Raw genomic sequence first — 21,530 nt, 5'->3', positions numbered from 1 at the left:
CGAAGGGGCGACGGGGTCCCGCCGGGACGTGTTCACTCCGTGAGACGTGCGCGCATCACCGAGGTCCGAGGGATGGTCGAGGCGTGACGGGCTGCTTACGCTCTCTTTAGCAGGCCCTAGACTCCCGTCCGTACAGATCGTCGAACACGGCGCATCACAGAGTGCGCGACGGCGCACGACGGGGCGCAACGAGGTCAGGGAGTGAGGGGCTGACGTGCCGGAACCGACCGTTGTCACGGCGACCGGGGCCGTCGTCGCGGCGGACTACTTCCCGTCCTACTCGGTCGTCGGGCTGCTCGCCGTCGTCGGCGTGCTGTTCGTCGCCGTTGCGTTCGGGGCGGGCCGGCTGCTGCGGCCCGTGGTCCCGACCCCCGAGAAGCTCCTGACGTACGAGTGCGGGGTCGACCCCGTCGGCGAGGGCTGGGCCCACACCCAGATCCGCTACTACGTGTACGCCTTCCTCTACGTCATCTTCGCCGTCGACTCGATCTTCCTCTTCCCCTGGGCCACGGTCTTCGCCGCTCCCGGCTACGGCGCCGCGACGCTCGTCGAGATGTTCGTCTTCCTCGGCTTCCTGACCGTGGGCCTGCTGTACGCATACAAGAAGGGCGTCCTGACATGGGCGTGACCCCCTCCGCCCCGGACCAGCCCGCGTCGGCGCCTGCCTCCGCGCCGGCCCCGGTGCCGCTGCCCGAGCCGAAGCGGCTCGGCGCGCTCGCCCGCCTCGCCCCCGAGCCCATGAAGGTGGTCCTGAACTGGGGCCGCCGCTACTCGCTCTGGGTCTTCAACTTCGGCCTCGCCTGCTGCGCGATCGAGTTCATCGCCGCGTCGATGGCCCGCCACGACTTCATCCGCCTCGGCGTGATCCCGTTCGCGCCGGGCCCGCGCCAGGCCGACCTGATGGTCGTCTCGGGCACCGTCACCGACAAGATGGCGCCCGCCGTCAAGCGCCTGTACGAGCAGATGCCCGAGCCGAAGTACGTCATCTCCTTCGGCGCCTGCTCCAACTGCGGCGGCCCCTACTGGGACTCGTACTCCGTCACCAAGGGCGTCGACCAGATCATCCCCGTCGACGTCTACGTCCCCGGATGCCCGCCCCGCCCCGAGGCCCTGCTCCAGGGCATCCTCAAGCTCCAGGAGAAGATCGCCCGGGAGTCGCTGGGGGACCGCTACGGCTCCGACACCGCGCGCCCCTCCGTCGCCGCGCTCCAGAGCGGCCTGGTGAAGCCGCCGGCCCCTTCCGCTTCCGCTTCCGCTTCCGCCACGAGCGTCCCGGAAACGGATCCGGCCGCCCCCGGTGCATCCGGTGCATCCGGTGCGTCCGGTGCGTCCGGTGAGGAGGACCGATGACCGTCGGCTGGCTTCCCGGCCCCGCCGAGGACCTCTTCGGCCCCGACGCCACGGCCGAGGAGTCGTACGAGGTCCTGACCGTCGACGTGCCCCCGGCTTCCTGGACCGCGGCCCTGGAGACGGCCCGCGACACTCTGGGCTGCACCTACTTCGACTGGCTGAGCGCCGTCGACGAGCCAGGCACGGGCTTCCGCGTCTCGGCCCATGTCGTGGCCCTGTCCCCGCTGCACCGCCTGCTCGTCCGCACGACCGTCCCGCACACGGCCCCGGTGCTCCCGTCGGCGGTCTCCGTCTACGCGGGCGCCGCCTGGCACGAGCGCGAGACCCACGAGATGTTCGGGGTGACCTTCGAGGGCCACCCCGGCCTCGACCCCCTGCTGCTGCCGGAGGGCTTCGAGGGCCACCCCCTCCGCAAGGACTTCGTCCTCGCCGCCCGCGTCGCCAAGGCCTGGCCGGGCGCGAAGGAGCCCGGCGAGTCCGAGCACGGCGGTCCCAAGCGCCGCCAGATGCTGCCGCCGGGTGTCCCGGACCCCAACGAGTGGGGCCCGCTCAAGGGCCAGCTCCCCCCGGCTCCGTCGCGCCCGGCGCGCGGCGCGGCCCGCCCCGCCGGCGACCGCCCGGTGCGCAGGACCCGCACGGCGGGGGAGGGCTCGGCCAGCCAGGCCCCGGACGCCGCGGCGGACGCGGCTGCGGGTGCGTCGGGGACGGCCGAGGGTGCCGTCGCCACGGGTGCGGCCCCCGGTGCCGAGGGCGCCCGGCCCGCGCGCCGGTCCCGCAGCGTGAGCCAGGGCTCCGCCAGCCAGCGAACCGAACAGCCGCAGTCCCCGACGCCGACGCCGACCCCGGCGTCCCCGGCGGCCGAGGGCGGGCCGACGCCCGCGACGGAACCGGCCGCCTCCCCCGAGCCGGCCGCTCCCGCGGGTGCCTCGCGGGCAGCCGAGCCCGGCCCGGGGACGGGACCTGCCAGAAGGCCCGCCGCACCGCGCAGTTCGGACGCCCCGTGGCACCAGCCGAAGCCCGCGTTCGACGACACGGCCCGGGAACGGGACCAGAAGCCCGAGCCGACCTCGGAGACGGGGTCCGAGCCGACTCCGGAGGCAGGGGCTGAGCCGACCCCGGAGGCAGGGTCCGAGCCGACTCCGGAGGCGGTGTCCGAGTCCGAGCAGAACCCGGAGGCGGTATCCGAGTCCGGGCCGAAGCCGGAGTCAGGGCCGAAGCCTGAGTCCGGGACGAACCCGGAGTCAGGGCCGAAGCCCGAGCCTGATCCCGAGCAGTCCGACCCCAGCCCCGAAGATCCCCCCGGAGGTCCGCAGTGAACGACGCTCTCGACGTCGCCCTCCGCCTCCTCGTCGTCTTCGTCGTGTTCCTGACGTTCCCCCTGATCGTCGGCCAGACCGAACACAAGGTGATGGCCCACATGCAGGGCCGCCTCGGCCCGATGTACGCGGGCGGCTTCCACGGCTGGGCCCAGCTCGTCGCGGACGGCGTGAAGTTCGCGCAGAAGGAGGACATCGTCCCCGCGGGCGCGGACCGGCGCATCTTCCAGCTCGCCCCCGCGGTCGCCCTCCTCCCGTACCTCCTGGTCCTCCTCGCCATCCCGATCGGCCCGGGTGAGGGCGCGGTCGGCGAGGTCGTCGACGCGGGGATCTTCTTCGTCCTCGCGGTCATGGGCGTGGGCGTCCTCGGCTCGCTCATGGCGGGCTGGGCGTCGGCCAACAAGTTCTCCCTGCTCGGAGGCCTGCGCACGGCGGCCCAGCTCCTCGCCTACGAACTCCCGATGCTCCTGACCGCGGCCTCGGTCGCGATGGCGGCGGGCACGGTCTCGCTCCCCGGCATCGTGGACGCCTTCCGCTGGTGGTGGCTGCCCTGGCAGATCGTCGGCGCGATCGTCTTCTTCGTAGCCGGCCTCGCCGAGCTCCAACGGCCCCCCTTCGACATGCCCGTCGCCGACTCCGAGATCATCTTCGGCGCGTACACCGAGTACACGGGCCTGCGTTTCGCCCTGTTCCTGCTCGCCGAGTACGCCGGGATCGTCGTCCTGTGCGGTCTGACCACCGTCCTCTTCCTGGGCGGCTGGCACGGCCCCTGGGGCGCCGACGGCCTCGGCTGGGTCTGGACGCTCCTCAAGGCCGCGATCCTCGCCTTCGTCGTCATCTGGCTCCGCGTCACCTACCCCCGCCTGCGCGAGGACCAGCTCCAGAAGCTCTCCTGGACCCTCCTCGTCCCCCTGTCCCTCGCCCAGATCGCCCTCACCGGCATCGTCAAGGTGGTGATCGCGTAACCATGGCCGAGCCTCTCCCGCCCACCCGGCCCCGCATTCCTGGCTCCGGCCTCGCCAAGGGCCTGGCCGTCACCCTTCGCACGATGACGAAGAAGACCGTCACCGCGCAGTACCCGGACGTCCAGCCCGAACTCCCGCCCCGCACCCGTGGAGTCATCGCCCTCTTCGAGGAGAACTGCACGGTCTGCATGCTGTGCGCCCGCGAGTGCCCGGACTGGTGCATCTACATCGACTCCCACAAGGAGACGGTCCCGCCCGCCGCCCCGGGCGGCCGCGAGCGCAGCCGCAACGTCCTCGACCGCTTCGCCATCGACTTCTCCCTGTGCATGTACTGCGGTATCTGCATCGAGGTCTGTCCTTTCGACGCGCTGTTCTGGACCCCGGAGTTCGAGTACGCGGAGACCGACATCCACGAACTCACCCACGAGCGCGACAAGCTCCGCGAGTGGATGTGGACCGTCCCGGCCCCGCCCGCCCTCGACCCCGGCGCCGAGGAGCCCAAGGAGATCGCGGCCGCCCGCAAGACCGCCGACAAACTCGCGGCCGAACAGGCGGCCCAGGCCGAGGCGTCCGGCCCGCAGGAGGGACAGTCGTGACCTTCGCAGCAGCCACGGCCACGGCGGCCCACGCGGCCGCCACCGGCGCCGCCGGGCACCGCGGCTTCCTCTCCCCGACCGGCGTCGAGATCGCCTTCCTCCTCGTCGGCCTGCTCACCTTCGGCGCCGCGGTCGTCTCCGTCACCACCAAGCAGCTGGTGCACGCGGCACTGTGGCTGGTGGTCGCCCTCGGCGGCCTCGCCGTCGAATACCTGCTCCTGACGGCCGAGTTCATCGCCTGGGTGCAGGTCCTCATCTACGTCGGATCCGTGGTCGTCCTCCTTCTGTTCGGTCTGATGCTCACCAGGGCCCCGATCGGCCGCTCCCCGGACGCCGACTCCGGCAACCGCTGGGCGGCCCTGACCGTGGCGCTCGCCTCGGCCGGCGCCCTGGTCTGGGTCGTCGTCGACGCCTTCCGCACGACCTGGGTCGACCTGGGCGGAGCCGCCTCCGGCTCCACCGAGGTGACCGGAGCGAGCCTCTTCCAGAACTGGGTCCTCCCCTTCGAGGCGCTCTCCGTCCTCCTCCTCGCCGCCCTGGTCGGCGCGATCGTCCTCTCCCGCAAGGCGGCGGCGGACACCGCCGCGGCGACCACGACGGCCGCCGGCCCCCGTGTCCCCGGCAGCCGCGACGGCGAGCAGAACAAGGAAGGTGTCCGCTGATGCACCTCGCCTATCCCGCCGTCCTCGCCGCCCTCCTGTTCTGCACGGGCCTGTACGGGGTCCTGGCCCGCCGCAACGCGATCCTGGTCCTGATGTCGGTCGAGCTGATGCTCAACGCCGTCAACCTGAACCTCGTCGCCTTCGACGTCTGGCTCTCCCGGGCCGCCCGCGACACGCTGCACTCCGGCCAGGCCCTGACCCTGTTCACCATCGCCATCGCCGCCGCCGAGATCGGCATCGGCCTGGCGATCGTCCTCGCCGTGTACCGCAACCGCGGCACCTCCGACATCGACAGGCTCCGCGACACCGCGGAGGGCCACGGCCCCGAAGACCCCGACAGCGACGCCCCCGCGGCCGAGAAGGCTGAGGCCACCGCGTGACCACGACCACCCTCGCCGTCCTCGTCCCCCTCCTCCCGTTCCTCGGCGCCGTCGCCGGACTCCTCCTGGGCCGCACGGCCCCGGGTTTCGTCCGCCCGCTCGCCGTCCTGCCGGTCCTCGCCTCGCTCGTCCTCGCCGTGACGGTCGCGGTGCACCAGGGCGGCGGCCTGCCCATCGAGTCGCACACCGAACTCACCCCGACCGGCTCGGTGCCCATCGAACTGGGCCTGCACATCGACGGCTTCGCCGCCCTCGTCGCCGTCCTCGTCGGTGTCGTCGCCACCTGTGTGCAGATCTACTCGACGGGCTATCTGCGCGACGACCCGCGCTACCCCTCGTACGCCGCCCTCGTCTCCCTGTTCACCTCCGCGATGCTGCTCGTCGTCTACTCCGGCGACCTGATGGTGCTCCTGGTCGGCTGGGAGATCATGGGCATCTGCTCGTACTTCCTGGTCGGCCACTACTGGGAGACCCCGGAAGCGCGCGCCGCCTCCCTCAAGGCCTTCCTGGTCACCAAACTCGGCGACGTCCCCTTCCTCATCGGTCTGTTCGCGCTCGCCACCGACGCCGGCTCGTTCCGGATCACCAGGGTCCTCGGCGCCGTTGCGAGCGGCGGGCTGCACCACCCCACCGTCGTCGCCCTGCTCCTCCTCGCGGGCGTGGCGGGCAAGTCGGCGCTGTTCCCGCTGCACACCTGGCTGCCCGACGCGATGGCGGGCCCCACACCCGTCTCCGCGCTGATCCACGCCGCGACGATGGTCGCGGCCGGTATCTACTTCGTCGCCCGCCTCCTTCCCGTCTTCCAGGCCTCCGCGGCCGCGATGATCGTCCTGGCCGTCATGGCCGGCGTCACGATGGTCGGTTCGGGCCTCGCGGCCCTCGCCCAGGACGACATCAAGCGGGTCCTCGCCTACTCGACGATCGGTCAGCTCGGCTACATGGCCGGTGCCCTCGCCGTGGGCGACCGCGGTGCCGCCGTCTTCCACCTCCTCGCGCACGGCGCTTTCAAGGCGCTGCTGTTCCTCGCCGCCGGCGTGATCATCCACGCCTCCGGCACCAACTCGCTGGCCGCCATGTCCCGGATGAAGGACCTGCGCACCCGAGTCCCCGACGCCTTCTGGACGATGACCGTGGCGCTGCTCGCGCTCGCCGCGATCCCTCCCTTCAGCGGCTTCTTCTCCAAGGAGGCCGTCCTCGGCGCCGCCGAGCACGTCGCCACCGGCCACACCGAACAGGCGCCCCTGGCCTCGGGCTGGATCGTCCTGGTCACCGGTCTGGTCACCGCCGTCCTCACCGCCGCGTACGCGACCCGGCTGTGGCTGCTGGCCTTCCGCGGCCACGGAGCCGAGGCCCCCGACCACGGCAGGCAGCCGGTCACCATGACGGCCGTGCTGTGGGTGCTCGCCGTCCCCTCGCTCGCGTTCGGCCTCGCGTTCGGCCCGCTGCCCGACTGGTTCGACGGCCGCGACCTGACGCCCGTTCTCACCACCTCGGTGCTCGGCACGGGACTCGCCCTGGTCGGCGGGATCGTCACCTACGGAGCCTGGCGCCACACCACCGCACTGGCGGCCCGCGTCCCTCTGGGCGCGGTCGCGGCCCACCCGGACGCCGACGCCGGACGGATCGAGGCCGAGGCCATCGCCTCCCACGAACCCGCCTACGGAGACGTCGCCCAGGCGCCCGACCCCGCGGACCCGGGCCGGCTGCTGCTCGGCCCGCTGCACCGCCACGCGGCCGTCGGCTTCCACCTCGACGCCGTGTACTCGGTGCTGTTCGTCCGCCCGGTCCAGGCCGGAGCCACGCTCGTCCGGTTCCTCGACCGCGAGGTCGTCGACACCTACGTACGCGGCGCGGGCGCCCTACCCCGCTGGCTGGGCACCGCCGTACGGCGTGCCCAGACCGGCAATGTGCAGACCTATGTGAGCGCGCTGCTCGCCGGCACCGTCGTCCTGGTGGTCGCCGCCCTTCTCGTCGCCACAGGAGCGTGAGCAGGCGTGATCGATATCAGTGAATCCGTGATGCAGATTCTTCTCGCGTTGATCGTCGTCGGCCCGCTCATCGGGGCCGCCGCCGCCCTTCTCCCGGCCCCGCCCGGACTGAAGGGGAAGTCGCCCGAACAGGCGGTGCTGCGGCACGGCGTGACCGTCACCGGCGTCGTCCTCATCGCCGCGATCGTCCTCGCGCTCGGCTTCGACCACGACCATCCGTCGAAGATGCAGGCCACGACGGACATCAGCTGGATCCCCGCACTCGACGTGCGGATCCACCTCGGTGTCGACGGCATTTCCCTCCCCCTTCTGGTCCTGACCGCGCTGCTGACCTTCCTCTGCGCGCTGTACTCCTACTTCAAGATGCCTGCGGGCCCGACCCCGAAGGCGTTCGTCGCCCTGCTGCTCGTCCTCGAGTCCGGCACCCTCGCGACCTTCGCCGTCCTCGACCTGCTGCTGTTCTTCCTCGCGTTCGAGACGGTCCTCATCCCGATGTACTTCCTCATCGCACGGTGGGGAGGCGCGAAGCGCCAGGCCGCGGCCTGGAAGTTCATCCTCTTCACCCTGCTCGGTTCCGTCGTCATGCTGCTGGGCCTGCTCCTGATCGGAATCAAGGCTGGCACATTCGACATGGTGGCACTCGCCACTGACAACGGCCGGTCGCTGAGCACATCCGTGCAGGTCATCGCCGTTCTGGCGATCGGGATCGGGCTCGCGGTCAAGACGCCGATGTGGCCGCTGCACAGCTGGCTGCCCGACGCCCACACCGCCGCCCCGACGGTCGGCTCGGTCCTGCTCGCCGGCGTCATGCTGAAGATGGGCACGTACGGGTTCGTCCGGATCCTGCTGCCCGTCGCGCCCGACGGATTCCGGACCTTCGCCCCCTACCTCGCGGCCTTCGCCGTCGTCGGGATCATCTACGGATCGCTGGCCTGCCTGGCCCTCGCCAAACAGGGCGCGAAGGGCGATCTCAAGCGGCTCATCGCCTACTCGTCCGTGGGCCACATGGGCTTCGTGCTGCTCGGCATCTCGACCATGACCGCGACCGGCGTCAACGGCGCCCTGTTCGCCAACATCGCCCACGGCCTGATCACCGGCCTCCTCTTCTTCCTCGTCGGAGCGCTCAAGGACCGTACGGGCAGCACCGACCTCGACACCCTCGCCGAGGAGTCCGGCGCCGCGCTGTACGGCAAGGCACCGCACCTCGGCGGCCTGCTGGCCTTCGCGGCCGTCGCCTCGCTCGGACTCCCGGGCCTCGCAGGGTTCTGGGGCGAGATGCTGGCCATGTTCGGCGCGTTCGAGCCCGCCGCCGGCCTCAGCCGAGCCGCCTATCTGACGTTCATGACGATCGCCGCGTTCGGCACACTGCTCACCGCCGCGTACATGCTCATCGTCGTACGCCGTGTCTGCATGGGCCCGACCGCCCAGGAGTCGCCGAGGCTCACCGACGTCCAGACCTACGAGTTCGCCGCCTGGACGCCGCTCGTCGCCCTCACCGTCGTCGCCGGCCTGTGGCCACGGGCCCTGCTCGGCCTGACCGACCCGGCGGTCCAGCAGCTCCTCGCAGGAGGCACCCGATGAGTTCCCTGGTCCAGTCCGTCGACTGGCTCGCCATCGCGCCGCCCACCCTCACGGCGGTCGTCGGACTCGCGGTGCTCGTCGCCGACCTGTTCATCGGCGACGCGAGGAAGGCCGTACTCGGCTGGGTGTCCGTCGCCGGACTCGCCGCGTCCGCGCTGTTGCTGCTGCCCCTGCGGAACGGCGACCGGGCCACGTTCTGCCTGACCGGCGCCACGGACACCTGCAGCTATGTGGCCGACGGCTTCACCCTGGTCGTCCAGCTCCTGGTGCTCGGCGGCGCGCTCCTCGTCGCCCTGCTGTCCGTCACGGCCCTGAAGGACGCCGACCGGGAACTCCCCGAGGGCGAGTACTGGTTCCTGCTGCTCTCGTCCGCCGCCGGCGCCGCCCTCCTGCCCGCCTCCCGCGACCTCGCGACCCTCATCGTCGCCCTGGAGGTCGCCTCGCTGCCCGCCTTCGCGCTCGTCGGCATCAAGCGCGGCGACAGGAAGTCCTCGGAAGCGGCCCTGAAGTTCTTCCTGTCCTCCGTCACCGCGACCGCGGTCAGCCTCATGGGCGTCAGCTTCGTCTACGCGACGACGGGCACCCTGTATCTCACCCGGATCGCGGACCGGATCCAGCACGTCGACGGACAGTTCCACACCCTCGCCCAGACGGGCGTCGTCCTCACCCTCGTCGGCTTCGCCTTCAAGACGGCCGCCGTTCCCTTCCACTTCTGGGTGCCCGACACCTACGTCGGGGCACCCCTGCCGATCGCCGCCTATCTCTCGGTCGTCGGCAAGGCGGTCGGCTTCTCCGGGCTCATCCTCGTCACCGTCGTGGCCTTCCCCTCGTACGCGGACGTCTGGGGCCCGGCGCTGGCGGGTCTGGCGGCCCTCACCATGACGGTCGGCAACGTCGGCGCCCTGCGACAGCGCTCCACGCGCGCGTACAGCGCGGTACGGCTGCTCGCCTGGTCCTCCGTCGGCCAGGCCGGCTACCTCCTCGTCCCGATCGCGGCCGCCGCCTACTCCAAGGACGCGCAGAAGGCCGTCGGCTCCACCCTCGCCTACGCCCTCATGTACGCGGCGGTGAACCTCGGCGCCTTCGCGGTGGCCGCCCTGGTGGCCCGCAGAAGCCCCCTGAACCGCCTCGACGACTACCGCGGCCTGTACGCCGAGAGCCCCCTGTCCGCCCTGGTCCTCGGCTTCTTCCTGCTCTGCCTCGCCGGACTGCCGCCGGGCGTCATCGGCCTCTTCGCCAAGGTGACCGTCTTCTCCGCGGCCGTCGGCGCGGGACTCGGCTGGCTGGCCGTCGTCATGGCCGTCAACGTGGTGATCGCGCTCTTCTACTACCTCCAGTGGACGGCGCTGCTCTTCCGCGCTCCCGAGGGCGCGCCGGGCACGCACCGCGCACCGGTCCCGCTCACCGCGGCCATCGTCCTGACGGCCGTCCTGGGCGTCGTCCTGTCCGGGGCACCCCAGCTGATCCTCCGCTTCTCGCAGACCGTCCTCTTCTGACCTCTTCAGAGACCCGCTTCCGAACCCGTCCGAACCCGTCCCGAACCCGTTCCGAACCGGGCTCGGCTTCCGTCGCTCCGACGGACCACTCCGCCTCTCCCGAGCCGCACGCGCGCGTGGGTCCGCCGTCCCCATCACCCGGACGGCGGACGCCCCGGGCAGCGCGCACAAGGGAACTAGTGCCTCTCGTCTGGCGTTGACCTGTACGGGAGGGTCCACTGAAGAGTGGAAGCAGAGCATCAGCAAGCAAAGGGTTCCCCCGCCGCACGACTTGGAGGGCTACCGTGCACCGCCGGCACAATGGGCTCAGGACAGCCGTACTCCTCGGGGGACTGTCCGCACTCATCATCGTCATCGGCAGCTTCTTCGGGCGCACAGGCCTGATCGTCGCCCTGTTCATCGCCATCGCGACGAACGCGTACGCGTACTGGAACAGCGACAAACTGGCTCTACGCGCGATGCGCGCCCGCCCGGTGAGCGAGTTCGAGGCCCCGGCCCTGTACCGCATGGTCCGCGACCTCTCGACGCAGGCCCGCCAGCCCATGCCGCGCCTGTACATCTCGCCGACCGAGGCGCCGAACGCGTTCGCGACGGGCCGCAACCCGCGCAACGCGGCCGTCTGCTGCACCGAGGGAATCCTGCGCATCCTGGACGAACGCGAGTTGCGCGGAGTCATCGGCCACGAACTCAGCCACGTCTACAACCGCGACATCCTGATCTCGTCCGTGGCCGGAGCCCTGGCCTCGGTGATCATGTTCCTGGTCAACTTCGCCTGGCTGATCCCCGTCGGCCGGTCCAGCGACGACGACGGCCCCGGCATTCTCGGCATGCTCCTGGTCATGATCCTGGGCCCGCTCGCCGCTTCCCTCATCCAGCTCGCCATCAGCCGCTCCAGGGAGTACGAGGCGGACGCGTCCGGTGCCCAGCTCACCGGCGACCCCCTCGCACTCGCGAGCGCGCTGCGCAAGCTCGACGCGGGCACCAAGCAGCTGCCGCTGCCCCCCGAGCCGCGCATCGAGACGGCGAGCCACATGATGATCGCGAACCCGTTCCGTCCGGGACAGGGAATGTCGAAGATGTTCTCCACGCATCCACCGATGGCGGAGAGGATCGCCCGGCTCGAGAAGATGGCAGGTCGTCAGCAGTGAAGACAATTCTGAACGTCATTTGGCTCATCCTGAGCGGCTTCTGGCTGTTCCTCGGATATCTCGCCGCAGGCATCATCCTGTGCATCACCATCATCGGCATCCCGTTCGGCATCGCCGCGTTCCGTATCGGTATCTACGCGCTGTGGCCGTTCGGCTATACGACGGTGGAGCGCCACGACGCCGGTGCCCCGTCCTGCATCGGCAACGTCCTGTGGCTCGTCCTCGCGGGCTGGTGGCTCGCCCTGGCCCACATCGTCACGGGCATCGCCATGTGCATCACCATCATCGGCATCCCGTTCGGCATCGCGAACTTCAAGCTCATCCCGATCTCGCTGTTCCCGCTGGGACGCGAAATCGTGCGCACGGACGAGCCGTTCGCGGGCCGCTAGCCGTACGGGCCCGCTCGCCCCGCCTCCCGTCGAATACGGGCCGTCGCCCGCGGCGGAAAGAGGGTTGTCCACAGGCCTGCCCGATTGTCGGTGGCGCGCTGCATCATGAATCCATGACCGAAATCGAGCAGTTGCTGGCACGGGTTGCCGTGGAGGCCCGCAACACCCGCCCGTGGGGCTGGCCTTCGCTCCCCGCGCCCGTGGGACCGGACGAGGTGGCCCGCGCCGAGGCCGTCCTCGGCTTCCCGCTGCCCGCGCTGCTCGCCTCGCTCTATCTGCGGATAGGGGACGGCGGATTCGGGCCGGAATACGGCCTGTTGCCCCTGCTGGACGGTCCTCCGTCGGGCGAGCCCGCGGCGGTACCGCAATACCTCGCCAGCCGCGAGAGCGGCCGCAAGGACCCGGAATGGCCCTGGCCCGAGGGCCTGCTGCCCATATCCCACTGGGGCTGCGGAATGTACGCGTGCGTGGACTGCCGGAGTTCCGACGGCGCGGTCCTCCTCTTCGACCCGAACGCGCACCGGGTCGACCGCGCCTGGTACATGGACGCACCCGACCTCGCGACCTGGCTGCTCACCTGGCTGGAGGGAACAGGCTGGTACGAGGAGTCCAACGACGGCGCGGACCTCCCGCCCTGGCCCGACTTCGCCCTGCGCACGACGGCACCCCGGGCCTCCTGACCCACCGAACACCCGGACCCCGCCCGGCACGACAGCATCCTCAAGCTCGGTACGGGGGCCACCCTCACACCCGGCACGACGTCCAGCCCCACGCCCGGACGACGGCCACCCTCACACCCGGCACGACGTCCAGCCCCATGCCCGGCACGACGTCCAATCCCACGCCCGCTACGACATCCGCCCTCCGGGAGCCAGGGGACGGCTCTCAGCGAGAGGCCGCTCCTCTGTTCCGCACGCCGTACGCGGCCGCTCCGACCGCCAGGACGGACGCCCCGACGACCACCGAAGCCCACGGAAGGGCACAGGCCAGCGTCACACAGCCGAGGAGACCCACCACCGGCACGACCCGCGATGCCGGGGCCGGACTCAGCGTCCACGCCGAGGCGTTGGCGATCGCGTAGTACGCCAGCACACCGAAGGAGGAGAAACCGATCGCGCCGCGCACGTCCACGGTCGCGGCGAGCACGGCGACCACCGCGCCGACGGCCAGTTCCGCCCGGTACGGGACCCGGAAGCGCGGATGCACGGCGGCCAGGGCGGCCGGCAGATGACCGTCGCGGGCCATGGCCAGCGTGGTCCGCGAGACACCCAGGATCAGGGCGAGCAGAGAGCCGAGCGCGGCCACGGCGGCCCCCACCCGCACGACCGGCACGAGTCCCGGCAGCCCGGCCGCCCGGACCGCGTCCGCCAGCGGAGCCGGGGCGAGCCCCAGCGCCTCGGGACCGAGCACCGAAAGGACGGCGACAGCCACAGCCGCGTACACCACGAGCGCGATGCCCAGAGCCGACGGGATCGCGCGCGGAATGGTGCGTGCGGGATCGCGCACCTCCTCACCCAGCGTCGCGATCCGCGCGTACCCCGCGAACGCGAAGAAGAGCAGCCCGGCCGCCTGGAGCACCCCGCCCACCCCGGACGACACTCCGACGCCGAGCCGCCCGGCGTCCGAGGCGCCCGACCCCAGACACCCCACCACCACGGAAGCGAGGACAGCCAGGACCACCGCCACGATCACCCGTGTCAGCCATGCCGACTTCTGCACGCCGCCGTAGTTCACGGCGGTCAGGACGACCACCGCGGCGACGGCCACCGCGTGCGCCTGCGCGGGCCAGACGTAGGCGCCCACGGTGAGCGCCATCGCGGCGCAGGAGGCCGTCTTGCCGACGACGAACGACCAGCCGGCGAGATGTCCCCAGAAGGCACCCAGCCGCTCGCGGCCGTAGACGTACGTGCCGCCGGACGCGGGGTACAGGGCGGCGAGCCTGGCCGAGGACATCGCGTTGCAGTAGGCGACGACCGCGGCGACCGCGAGCCCGAGCAGAAGCCCGGACCCGGCAGCCCGGGCGGCGGGGCCGAGCGCCGCGAAGACGCCGGCACCGATCATGGAGCCGAGGCCGACGACTACGGCGTCGCCGACGCCCAGCGTGCGGCGCAACTCCGAGGGGGACTGCGTCATGGGCCGCACCCTACTGATCGTCGCAACCGCCGGGATCCACGGCGGCGTCCTGTTCATCGGCACGGCGTCGAAACGCCATCGATCCACGTGCTCCGCACCGGACCCGGACAGTGCGGGCACGGCCCGGCCGGCCGGAAATCACAGGGTCCGGACAGCGTGAGTACACGAAGGAAGGGCAGGCTCAGAACATGGGCATCATCAGCTGGATCATTCTGGGGCTGCTGGCGGGAGCCATCGCCAAGTTCCTGCTCCCGGGGCGCGACCCGGGCGGCTTCATCGGAACGACCGTCATCGGTGTCGTGGGCGCGTTCGTCGGCGGCTGGATATCGGCCCGCTGGCTGGACCACCCCGTCAGCAAGCACTTCTACGACGGCGCCACCTGGCTCGCGGCCATCGGCGGCTCGCTCGTGCTGCTGATCCTCTACCGCATCTTCTTCGGCGACTCGCGCCGCTGACCCCGCGTCACGGGGCCGGGAGCCGGCGAACGGAAAGGGTGGACACCCCGGGTGCCCACCCTTTCGCTTGCCGTCGGCCGCTGTCGCGGCTGGTTCATGCCACCTGCCGGGGGTTCTACCGGTAGTTCACGAACTGAAGGGCGAAGTCGAAGTCCTTGCCCTTGAGGAGGGCCTGGACGGCCTGGAGGTCGTCCCGGCTCTTCGAGCTGACGCGCAGCTCCTCGCCCTGGACCTGGGCCTTGACGCCCTTGGGGCCCTCGTCACGAATGATCTTCGCCACCTTCTTGGCGTTCTCCTGGGAGATGCCTTCCTCGATGGTCGCGAAGATCTTGTACTCCTTGCCGGAGAGCTGGGGCTCACCGGCGTCCAGCGACTTCAGCGAGATGCCGCGCTTGACCAGCTTGGTCTCGAACACGTCGAGGACGGCCTTCACCCGCTCCTCGGAGTTCGCCTCCATGAGGATCTTCTCGCCGGACCAGGAGATGGAGGCGCCGACGTTCTTGAAGTCGTAGCGCTGCGAGATCTCCTTGGCGGCCTGGTTGAGGGCGTTGTCGACCTCCTGCCGCTCGACCTTCGAGACGATGTCGAAACTGGAGTCGGCCATGTCCTGTGGCTCCTTGTATCGGGGTGCGTAGGGGCGGCCGTCGAGCCCGGCGTAGGCCACCGGCCGCATCCGCATAAGCCTAGCCACCCCCCTCTCCCGAGGCGTCGATCAATTGGGTGGCGAAGCATCCCCGAGCATCAGGTATCGTTTACGTCGTTGCCAGCGAGCACCGCGAGAGCGAGGCTCACAGGCGGCAAACCCGGCGGTGTGCCCGAGCGGCCAAAGGGAGCAGACTGTAAATCTGCCGGCTAAGCCTACCCAGGTTCGAACCCTGGCGCCGCCACAAGTAGGTGAACCCCCTCCGATCTGCGGAAACGTGGATCGGAGGGGGTTCCTTCGTTTTCGGTTCGGGGCGGTCGCGTTCACCGGGGGTGCGGTACCGGCCGGGGGGGACCGTGGGGACGGAACTCCGGGGGTACGGGGCACACTGATCGCATGTCGTCGCGTCGCAGGAGCTGCCCCGAGTGCCGCCGGGAGATCGCCGTCGTCGCGGGGCGGTTCGCCCGGCACGACCCGCCCGGCGCGCGGGGGAGCGGGGAGCTGGTCTCGTGTCCCGGATCGCGCCGGGAGGCGTTCCTCGGCGCGGCGCAGCCCACGCTGGACGGGTACGCCGTTCCCGACTTCCCCGGTCAGCTCCCGCTCTTCTGATCCCTCGGCATCGGGACGGCGGCCGGTGCCGCGGCGGGCACTAGTTCCCGGCCACCGACTTCACCGCGACCGAGATCGGTGTCGAGCCGCTGATGGCCTCCAGGGTCAGACCCGTGGTGGCCGGGGTGTCGACCAGCTCCGCGAGGATCGCGGCGACGTCGTCGCGGGGGATCATGCCGCGGCCGGTCGAGGCCTCCAGGCGTACGAGACCGGTCCCGGCGTCGTCGATCAGTCCGCCGGGGCGCAGGATCGTCCAGTCCAGACCCGCGCGGCCGCGTACGTACTCGTCGGCCTCGCCCTTGGCCCGCAGGTACGCGTCGAAGACGTCGTCGCCCGGGTGGGCCGCGTCCGCGCCCATCGAGGAGACGACCACGTGCCGGCGTACGCCCGCGCGCTCGGCGGCGTCCGCGAAGAGGATCGCCGCGCCCTTGTCCACCGTCTGCTTGCGGTCCGCACCGCTGCCCGGCCCCGCGCCCGCCGCGAAGACGGCCGCGTCCGCGCCCTGGAGGTGCGCGGCGACCTCCTCCACCGAAGCCGACTCCAGGTCGCACAGGACCGGTTCGGCGCCGACCGCCCGCAGGTCGTCCCCCTGCTCGGCGCGGCGGATGATCCCCGCGACCTCGTCCCCGCGCGCGGAGAGCAGCCGCTCCAGCCGCAGCGCGATCTGACCATGACCACCAGCGATGACAATGCGCATGTTTCCGACCGTACGCCCGGATCACCGCGTTCGCCGCACAACCCTGTGGACTTCTCGTGAGTCACATGAGTGATCACTGAGAACGCGTGGGTGATCGTCGCGAGAACGCGCCGGAACGAGTGAACGCGCGAACGAAGGAACGCCGTGCGGAGCCGTGCGGTGTCGTACGAGGAGACCATCATCACCGTCATACGCAAGTCCGTCACCGCGGTCGGCTGCACCGCTGTCCTGCTCACCTCGGCGGCCGCCTGCGGCACAGTCCAGAACCTCACGGCCGGGCAGAAGGTGGACCAGGCCGTCGAGCGGCTCGGCGAACAGAAGTCGCTCGCCTTCCGGTTGGACCTGGACGCCGACGCCTCCGCGATCGACACCCTCGCGGGCCAGGGCGGTCCCGACGAAGCCCTCCCGCCGGAGTTCGCGAAGCTGATGAGCGGGCTGCGCGTCGACGTGTCCGTCAAGTCCCGCAAGAAGCTGGCGGATTCGGGCCAGAAGGACCTCGTCGGGATGGGCATGAAGGTCACGGGGCCCGACGGCGTCCTGGTCGAGTACCGGGTCGTCGGCGACTTCATGTACTACCGCACCGACATGAAGGCCATCGGCAAGGCCATGGGTGTGCCCATGCCCTCCGCCGGCGATCTCCCGCCCGGCCAGAAGGAGTTCGAGAAGGTCCTCGAAGGCGACTGGGTGAAGGTCGACACCAAGGCGCTGGAGCGGGCCGGGAAGGCCGCGGGCGGCACCTCGAAGGGGACCTCCGGGGACATCGACGCGAAGACCCAGAAGAAGGTCCTCGACGCCGTGCGCTCGGTCATCGGCCGGAAGGTCAGGTTCCGGACCGAGGGCGGCGCAGGCGGCGTCGAGCACGTCCTCGCCACGGGCAACGTCCGCGACCTGCTCACCGGCGTCTTCGACAAGCTCCGTCCGCTCCAGGGCGACCTTCCGCCGGGCGCCGAACTCCCCACCGCCAAGGACCTCAAGGACGCGCCGGACAAGAAGGCCACCCTCGACTTCACCCTGAAGAACGGCGATCTCCGGCAGATCCGGGTGGATCTCGCCGTCCTCGCCGACAGCCCGAAGAAGGTGAAGCTGCCCCTCGTCCTGAAGTTCTCCGGCGCGGGTGACGTCAGCGCGCCGTCGGGGGCCACCGAGATCCCCGCCGACAAGATTCCCGGGAGCAGCCCGCTGGGCGGCGCGTTCCTGGGCGGTGGCGGCGGCTTCTAGCGCCAAGGCGGAAGGAGCGGTTCCACGCCCGGCCGGGACCGCTCCATCCGGGCTGGAGCCGCTCCACGCCCGGCCGGAACCGCTCCACCCCGGCAGGGCCCCCTCCACCCGGGCTGGAACCGCTCGACCCCGGCCGGAACCGTTCCGTCCCGGCCGGGACCGCTGCATCCGGACCGGCAGAACGACCCCACCCCGGCTAGGACGGTTCTTCCCGTCCCTGCCGGGGCAGTTCGAGCCCGGACTCGGCCGCCGAGTCGCAGTACTCCCGCACCGCGCTCGTGCGCGCCACCACCCGCCCGCGGTGGATCACGATCCGGCTGTACGCGAGGGACAGCGCCCCCGCCAGCCCGTCCCCGCGCACGGCGAGCAACTCGGCCGGGAACCCCGCCTCCACGCGCACCTCGGGCAGCCCGAGGGCGGCCCTGGCGGCACGGCTCACCGCGTCGTACGCCTCCTCGGGGCGCAGCCCGTACCGGGAGGCCAGCAGGTACGCGGCCTCCAGCGGGTCTCCGCGCCCCACCGGGTTGGACACGTCCCGCAGGGCGCCGCTGCCCGCGGCGACCCGTACGCCGGCCGCGCGCAGCAGCCGTACGGGAGCGGTGCCGCGCCGTTCGGCCGAGCCGCAGGTGCCCTGCGGCAGACACACCACCGTCACTCCGGCCGCCGCGAGTTGGTCGGCCGCGCGCGAGGCCACCTCGGGGGGCAGTCCGCCGAGCCCGCCGCACGGTCCGAGGGTCACCCCGGGCCGCAGTCCGCCCGCCATCGCGGTGAGCCGGGCGAGGCGGGCCGGATCGGAGGCGTCCGTGTGCAGGTCGACCGGACAGCCGTGCTCGGAGGCGAGTTCCAGGACGGCCTCCACGTACCCGGTCGGATCGGGGTCCGCGTCCGGGCAGCCGCCCACCACGGAAGCGCCCATCTTCAGGGCGTCCCGGAGCATCGCGAGGCCGTCGGCACCGGCCGTCCCGGTCAGCACCCGGGGCATCGCGACCGTCGTCAGCTCGGCGAGGCCCCGCAGCGACCGCCGTACCTCCAGCACCGCCGTGAGCGCGTCCAGCCCCTGTACGTCACCGACGCGCACGTGGGACCGCAAGGCCGTGGCCCCGTGGCCGAGTTGCAGCAGCGCCGCCTCGGTGGCCCGGCGCCGGACCGCGCGGTCGTCGTACGCGAGCGGTCCGTGGCCGTCGGCCGTCAGGGCCGTGTCGCTGTGCGCGTGGGCCTCGGCGGGAGCCGGCAGGAGGAGATAGCCGGTGAGGTCCACCTTCGCGGCGAGAGCCCCCGAGGCGCCCGTCGCCAGGCTTCCCGCGGTGCCCACCGCCTCGATACGTCCGCCGCCCAGCCGTACGTCCACGGTCCGGCCGTCCGTCAGTCGCGCCCCGCACAGCAGGAGAGCGGCCGTGTCGGTCTGTCCCGAGGGGGAGTGGGGCGGCTGCTGCTGGCTGTCGGGCATCGCGCTCCTGTGGCTCGGGGACGGCTTCGGGAGGGACGACTGCGGAGCGTGGGGACACAAGATCACGCAGCGTGGGTCGAGCCTAGGACGGCGACCCGTCGACGTCGGGGAGGAGCGCAATAGTCGTACCGGCGTGCCCCCGTGACCAGGCGGAGGGACCGCCGCGACCTGGAAGAAGGACCCCGGCGATCCGGCGGTCGGACCCTCGTGATCCGGCGGTGGGACGCCCGTGATCCGGGTGTCCTGAGAGGCGGGTGAAGGCTCCGGGAACGCCCGGGGAAACGCCCGCGATCAGGCCCGGGCAGGAGCCGCGAAACGGATTTGGGCGATCGGCGGAGGACCGTGTAATGTCTTCATCGCTCGCCCCAATAGCTCAGTCGGTAGAGCGTCTCCATGGTAAGGAGAAGGTCTACGGTTCGATTCCGTATTGGGGCTCTGGTGAGGGAGGTTCCCGTCGCGAGGCGGGGACCGAACCCATCAAAGCGGTGTAGCTCAGTCGGTAGAGCAAGCGGCTCATAATCGCTGTGTCACCGGTTCAAGTCCGGTCACCGCTACAGACAGTAGCCGATTGTGGGGTCGGTCCTTCGATCGGCTACTCTTCTATGCGTTAATGTCCCATCCGTTCGTCAAGGAGCACTCCTGTGGCTGCCACCGACGTCCGCCCGAAGATCACGCTGGCCTGCGTGGAGTGCAAGGAGCGGAACTACATCACCAAGAAGAACCGGCGTAACAACCCGGACCGACTGGAGATGAAGAAGCACTGCCCGCGTTGCAACGCGCACACCGCGCACCGCGAAACGCGATAATTCAGGCTCGTACACGAGGCCGTCCCCTTCGGGGGGCGGCCTCGCGTCGTTGTGGAACCGATGTCCGGCACGGCCCGGGCGGCGTAGGCGGACCGGCGTTTTCGAGCGAAGATGGGCCGTCCGGTCAAAACGGCCGGACCCGCTGCGCCGACAGGCGAAGGCAACGGGAACGGCGACGGTGACGGCAACGGCATCCACCGCCGTGACCGTGACCGTCGGTGACCCGACACGGAAGCCACGACACCCGGCACCGTGACAGCCGACACAGTGCGGACACCCGACACGTGCGGACCGTCGGCACGGTGCGGACCCCCGCCCCGTCGCGGACACCCGACACGGCCCGACGCGGTGCGCCCACCGACACGGTGAACGCACCCGGCGCAGCGAAGACACCCGGCGCGGCGAAGACGACAGACGCGGCGAAGACAACCAGGAGGTGCCGAGCCCATGGCGCTCGACCAGTCCTTCGTTGGGCGGTCCTACCCGCCCACCGACCCCTACGAGGTCGGTCGGGAGAAGATCCGCGAGTTCGCGGAGGCCGTGGGGGACACCAACCCCGTCTACACGGACCCCGAGGCGGCACGTGCCCTCGGTCACCCCGACGTGATCGCCCCTCCCACCTTCGTGTTCGCCATCACGTTCAAGGCGGCGGGCGAGGTCGTCCAGGACCCGCAACTGGGCCTCGACTACAGCCGGGTGGTGCACGGCGACCAGAAGTTCGCGTACACCCGCCCGGTGCGCGCGGGCGACCGGCTCACGGTCACCTCGACCATCGAGTCGATCAAGTCCCTCGCGGGCAACGACATCCTGGACGTCCGTGGCGAGGTCCACGACGAGGCGGGCGAGCACGTGGTGACGGCTGTCACGAAGCTCGTGGCCCGCGCGGCGGAGGTGGGCTGACATGGCGGCGAAGATCTCTTACGCGGACGTCGAGGTCGGCACCGAGCTGCCGGCCCAGACGTTCTCCGTGACACGCGCCACGCTCGTGCAGTACGCGGGGGCCTCCGGGGACTTCAACCCGATCCACTGGAACGAGAAGTTCGCGGTCGAGGTGGGCCTTCCCGACGTCATCGCGCACGGCATGTTCACCATGGCCGAGGCGATCCGTGTGGTGACGGACTGGGCGGGCGACCCGGGCGCCGTCGTCGAGTACGGGGTCCGCTTCACCAAGCCCGTCGTCGTCCCGAACGACGACAAGGGCGCCACCGTCGAGGTCAGCGGCAAGGTCGCCGCCAAGCTCGACGACAACACCGTCCGCGTCGACCTCACGGCCACCAGCGGCGGCCAGAAGGTGCTGGGCATGTCCCGAGCGGTCGTACGCCTGGCCTGAGGGCCGCTCGTGCGCCTGGCGTGACGGCCGCTCGTACGCCTGCCCTGACGGCAGGGGGTACGAGCGGCCTGCCGCAGGCCGACAGGCCGGCCTGGTTCCGGGTCCGGCAGCCGAGTCAGGGAAAGAGGCGCTCTCATTCGAGGGCGCCTCTTTCGCCGTAGCCGGTCACTCGTGGCTGATGACTCCTGGCCCATCCCCCGTAGCCCGTCCCTCCCGACCCATCCCTCGTGGCCGAGCGACACCGACCGCCCGAGCCACCCCCCTTGCTAAGTTAGTGATTGAGTACTAACTTAGTTCCCATGGTCAGGATGAGTGCAGAGG

At 71.2% G+C, this 21,530-nt stretch carries 23 protein-coding genes and 3 tRNA genes; 22 read left to right on the top strand and 4 right to left on the bottom strand.

Going from position 1 to position 21,530, the window contains the following annotated elements; translation table 11 throughout:
• The first annotated feature begins 214 nt into the window (after positions 1–214).
• The 13 genes from ACFWI4_RS38010 to ACFWI4_RS37950 all read left to right on the top strand — a co-directional run bounded on the left by ACFWI4_RS38010 (position 215) and on the right by ACFWI4_RS37950 (position 12,551).
• A complete protein-coding gene (locus tag ACFWI4_RS38010; RefSeq protein WP_385408503.1) occupies positions 215–628 on the top strand; it encodes an NADH-quinone oxidoreductase subunit A in 414 nt (137 codons plus the stop codon).
• On the top strand, positions 619–1,350 hold the full coding sequence (locus ACFWI4_RS38005) for an NADH-quinone oxidoreductase subunit B (protein WP_387205842.1): 732 nt from the start codon (positions 619–621) through the stop codon (positions 1,348–1,350). The genes ACFWI4_RS38010 and ACFWI4_RS38005 overlap by 10 nt, the downstream gene beginning before the upstream one ends.
• Complete coding sequence (locus ACFWI4_RS38000) at positions 1,347–2,666, top strand: NADH-quinone oxidoreductase subunit C (protein WP_387205840.1); 1,320 nt, start codon at positions 1,347–1,349, stop codon at positions 2,664–2,666. Before ACFWI4_RS38005 ends, ACFWI4_RS38000 begins: the two co-directional genes overlap by 4 nt.
• The gene (locus ACFWI4_RS37995; protein ID WP_355987502.1) at positions 2,663–3,631 is read left to right on the top strand and encodes a complex I subunit 1 family protein; all 969 of its coding nucleotides are present in this window, start codon (positions 2,663–2,665) and stop codon (positions 3,629–3,631) included. The genes ACFWI4_RS38000 and ACFWI4_RS37995 overlap by 4 nt, the downstream gene beginning before the upstream one ends.
• A 2-nt stretch (positions 3,632–3,633) precedes the next feature.
• On the top strand, positions 3,634–4,227 hold the full coding sequence (locus tag ACFWI4_RS37990; protein WP_387205838.1) for a NuoI/complex I 23 kDa subunit family protein: 594 nt from the start codon (positions 3,634–3,636) through the stop codon (positions 4,225–4,227).
• Positions 4,224–4,889, top strand: coding sequence for an NADH-quinone oxidoreductase subunit J (locus tag ACFWI4_RS37985; RefSeq protein ID WP_387205836.1), 666 nt, complete (start codon positions 4,224–4,226; stop codon positions 4,887–4,889). Before ACFWI4_RS37990 ends, ACFWI4_RS37985 begins: the two co-directional genes overlap by 4 nt.
• Positions 4,889–5,269 carry an NADH-quinone oxidoreductase subunit NuoK gene (nuoK, locus tag ACFWI4_RS37980; RefSeq protein ID WP_385408491.1) on the top strand — a complete coding sequence of 127 codons (381 nt, stop codon included), beginning with the start codon at positions 4,889–4,891 and terminating at the stop codon, positions 5,267–5,269. Before ACFWI4_RS37985 ends, nuoK begins: the two co-directional genes overlap by 1 nt.
• Positions 5,266–7,257: an NADH-quinone oxidoreductase subunit L gene (locus tag ACFWI4_RS37975; protein WP_387205834.1), complete on the top strand. Its 1,992-nt coding sequence runs from the start codon at positions 5,266–5,268 to the stop codon at positions 7,255–7,257. The genes nuoK and ACFWI4_RS37975 overlap by 4 nt, the downstream gene beginning before the upstream one ends.
• Positions 7,258–7,263: 6 nt before the next feature.
• A complete protein-coding gene (locus tag ACFWI4_RS37970; protein ID WP_385408487.1) occupies positions 7,264–8,838 on the top strand; it encodes a NuoM family protein in 1,575 nt (524 codons plus the stop codon).
• Positions 8,835–10,334, top strand: coding sequence for an NADH-quinone oxidoreductase subunit N (locus ACFWI4_RS37965; protein ID WP_387205832.1), 1,500 nt, complete (start codon positions 8,835–8,837; stop codon positions 10,332–10,334). The genes ACFWI4_RS37970 and ACFWI4_RS37965 overlap by 4 nt, the downstream gene beginning before the upstream one ends.
• A 284-nt stretch (positions 10,335–10,618) precedes the next feature.
• Complete coding sequence (htpX, locus tag ACFWI4_RS37960) at positions 10,619–11,482, top strand: zinc metalloprotease HtpX (RefSeq protein ID WP_385408483.1); 864 nt, start codon at positions 10,619–10,621, stop codon at positions 11,480–11,482.
• Positions 11,479–11,871, top strand: coding sequence for a YccF domain-containing protein (locus tag ACFWI4_RS37955; RefSeq protein ID WP_359019799.1), 393 nt, complete (start codon positions 11,479–11,481; stop codon positions 11,869–11,871). The genes htpX and ACFWI4_RS37955 overlap by 4 nt, the downstream gene beginning before the upstream one ends.
• A gap of 113 nt (positions 11,872–11,984) precedes the next feature.
• The gene (locus tag ACFWI4_RS37950) at positions 11,985–12,551 is read left to right on the top strand and encodes an SMI1/KNR4 family protein (protein ID WP_387205829.1); all 567 of its coding nucleotides are present in this window, start codon (positions 11,985–11,987) and stop codon (positions 12,549–12,551) included.
• A 205-nt stretch (positions 12,552–12,756) separates the two neighbouring features.
• Here ACFWI4_RS37950 and ACFWI4_RS37945 read toward each other — a convergent pair whose 3' ends face one another.
• Positions 12,757–14,004 (bottom strand): APC family permease, encoded by a 1,248-nt coding sequence (locus ACFWI4_RS37945; protein ID WP_387205827.1) that lies wholly within the window; start codon positions 14,002–14,004, stop codon positions 12,757–12,759.
• Positions 14,005–14,192: 188 nt separating this feature from the next.
• On the opposite strand from ACFWI4_RS37945, the gene ACFWI4_RS37940 reads away from it, so the two are divergent.
• On the top strand, positions 14,193–14,459 hold the full coding sequence (locus ACFWI4_RS37940; protein ID WP_385408965.1) for a GlsB/YeaQ/YmgE family stress response membrane protein: 267 nt from the start codon (positions 14,193–14,195) through the stop codon (positions 14,457–14,459).
• A gap of 115 nt (positions 14,460–14,574) precedes the next feature.
• Here the strand turns inward: ACFWI4_RS37940 and ACFWI4_RS37935 are convergent, their stop codons facing one another.
• Positions 14,575–15,063: a YajQ family cyclic di-GMP-binding protein gene (locus ACFWI4_RS37935; protein WP_385408963.1), complete on the bottom strand. Its 489-nt coding sequence runs from the start codon at positions 15,061–15,063 to the stop codon at positions 14,575–14,577.
• Positions 15,064–15,264: 201 nt separating this feature from the next.
• Between ACFWI4_RS37935 and ACFWI4_RS37930 the strand changes: the two genes are divergently transcribed.
• Together ACFWI4_RS37930 and ACFWI4_RS37925 are read left to right on the top strand one after the other, a co-directional pair.
• A tRNA-Tyr gene (locus tag ACFWI4_RS37930) sits at positions 15,265–15,346 on the top strand.
• A 152-nt stretch (positions 15,347–15,498) separates the two neighbouring features.
• On the top strand, positions 15,499–15,711 hold the full coding sequence (locus tag ACFWI4_RS37925) for a hypothetical protein (RefSeq protein ID WP_387205825.1): 213 nt from the start codon (positions 15,499–15,501) through the stop codon (positions 15,709–15,711).
• A 40-nt stretch (positions 15,712–15,751) separates the two neighbouring features.
• Here the strand turns inward: ACFWI4_RS37925 and ACFWI4_RS37920 are convergent, their stop codons facing one another.
• Positions 15,752–16,408 (bottom strand): SDR family oxidoreductase, encoded by a 657-nt coding sequence (locus ACFWI4_RS37920; protein WP_387205823.1) that lies wholly within the window; start codon positions 16,406–16,408, stop codon positions 15,752–15,754.
• Between the two features lie 144 nt (positions 16,409–16,552).
• Here ACFWI4_RS37920 and ACFWI4_RS37915 point away from each other — a divergent pair, with 144 nt between their 5' ends.
• Positions 16,553–17,626: a hypothetical protein gene (locus ACFWI4_RS37915; RefSeq protein WP_387205821.1), complete on the top strand. Its 1,074-nt coding sequence runs from the start codon at positions 16,553–16,555 to the stop codon at positions 17,624–17,626.
• Positions 17,627–17,822: 196 nt separating this feature from the next.
• Here the strand turns inward: ACFWI4_RS37915 and ACFWI4_RS37910 are convergent, their stop codons facing one another.
• Positions 17,823–19,073 carry an amidohydrolase family protein gene (locus ACFWI4_RS37910; protein ID WP_387205819.1) on the bottom strand — a complete coding sequence of 417 codons (1,251 nt, stop codon included), beginning with the start codon at positions 19,071–19,073 and terminating at the stop codon, positions 17,823–17,825.
• Between the two features lie 362 nt (positions 19,074–19,435).
• On the opposite strand from ACFWI4_RS37910, the gene ACFWI4_RS37905 reads away from it, so the two are divergent.
• From ACFWI4_RS37905 to ACFWI4_RS37885, 5 genes are all read left to right on the top strand, one after another.
• A tRNA-Thr gene (locus ACFWI4_RS37905) sits at positions 19,436–19,508 on the top strand.
• 46 nt (positions 19,509–19,554) lie between these two features.
• A tRNA-Met gene (locus ACFWI4_RS37900) sits at positions 19,555–19,627 on the top strand.
• Positions 19,628–19,714: 87 nt separating this feature from the next.
• Positions 19,715–19,879: a 50S ribosomal protein L33 gene (rpmG, locus tag ACFWI4_RS37895; protein WP_003948671.1), complete on the top strand. Its 165-nt coding sequence runs from the start codon at positions 19,715–19,717 to the stop codon at positions 19,877–19,879.
• A gap of 447 nt (positions 19,880–20,326) precedes the next feature.
• Entirely contained in the window at positions 20,327–20,779 is a 453-nt protein-coding gene (locus ACFWI4_RS37890) for a MaoC family dehydratase N-terminal domain-containing protein (RefSeq protein WP_385408953.1), read from the top strand.
• A gap of 1 nt (position 20,780) precedes the next feature.
• Complete coding sequence (locus ACFWI4_RS37885) at positions 20,781–21,209, top strand: MaoC family dehydratase (protein ID WP_385408951.1); 429 nt, start codon at positions 20,781–20,783, stop codon at positions 21,207–21,209.
• Positions 21,210–21,530: the final 321 nt, after the last annotated feature.

The sequence above is a fragment of the Streptomyces sp. NPDC127038 genome (genome assembly GCF_042725875.1).
Taxonomy (GTDB): domain Bacteria; phylum Actinomycetota; class Actinomycetes; order Streptomycetales; family Streptomycetaceae; genus Streptomyces.
Note: the sequence above shows the minus strand (reverse complement) of the source record. Positions and strands in the feature narration are given on the sequence as shown.

What these genes read in the sequence shown, in the direction of transcription:
- ACFWI4_RS37950 (WP_387205829.1), top strand. Translation starts at nt 11,985, where the DNA reads ATGACCGAAATCGAGCAGTTGCTGGCACGGGTTGCCGTGGAGGCCCGC.
- ACFWI4_RS37990 (WP_387205838.1), top strand. Translation starts at nt 3,634, where the DNA reads ATGGCCGAGCCTCTCCCGCCCACCCGGCCCCGCATTCCTGGCTCCGGC.
- ACFWI4_RS37890 (WP_385408953.1), top strand. Translation starts at nt 20,327, where the DNA reads ATGGCGCTCGACCAGTCCTTCGTTGGGCGGTCCTACCCGCCCACCGAC.
- ACFWI4_RS37965 (WP_387205832.1), top strand. Translation starts at nt 8,835, where the DNA reads ATGAGTTCCCTGGTCCAGTCCGTCGACTGGCTCGCCATCGCGCCGCCC.
- ACFWI4_RS38005 (WP_387205842.1), top strand. Translation starts at nt 619, where the DNA reads ATGGGCGTGACCCCCTCCGCCCCGGACCAGCCCGCGTCGGCGCCTGCC.
- ACFWI4_RS37940 (WP_385408965.1), top strand. Translation starts at nt 14,193, where the DNA reads ATGGGCATCATCAGCTGGATCATTCTGGGGCTGCTGGCGGGAGCCATC.
- ACFWI4_RS37925 (WP_387205825.1), top strand. Translation starts at nt 15,499, where the DNA reads ATGTCGTCGCGTCGCAGGAGCTGCCCCGAGTGCCGCCGGGAGATCGCC.
- ACFWI4_RS37910 (WP_387205819.1), bottom strand. Translation starts at nt 19,073, where the DNA reads ATGCCCGACAGCCAGCAGCAGCCGCCCCACTCCCCCTCGGGACAGACC.
- ACFWI4_RS37920 (WP_387205823.1), bottom strand. Translation starts at nt 16,408, where the DNA reads ATGCGCATTGTCATCGCTGGTGGTCATGGTCAGATCGCGCTGCGGCTG.
- ACFWI4_RS37945 (WP_387205827.1), bottom strand. Translation starts at nt 14,004, where the DNA reads ATGACGCAGTCCCCCTCGGAGTTGCGCCGCACGCTGGGCGTCGGCGAC.
- ACFWI4_RS37885 (WP_385408951.1), top strand. Translation starts at nt 20,781, where the DNA reads ATGGCGGCGAAGATCTCTTACGCGGACGTCGAGGTCGGCACCGAGCTG.
- ACFWI4_RS37935 (WP_385408963.1), bottom strand. Translation starts at nt 15,063, where the DNA reads ATGGCCGACTCCAGTTTCGACATCGTCTCGAAGGTCGAGCGGCAGGAG.
- ACFWI4_RS38000 (WP_387205840.1), top strand. Translation starts at nt 1,347, where the DNA reads ATGACCGTCGGCTGGCTTCCCGGCCCCGCCGAGGACCTCTTCGGCCCC.
- nuoK (WP_385408491.1), top strand. Translation starts at nt 4,889, where the DNA reads ATGCACCTCGCCTATCCCGCCGTCCTCGCCGCCCTCCTGTTCTGCACG.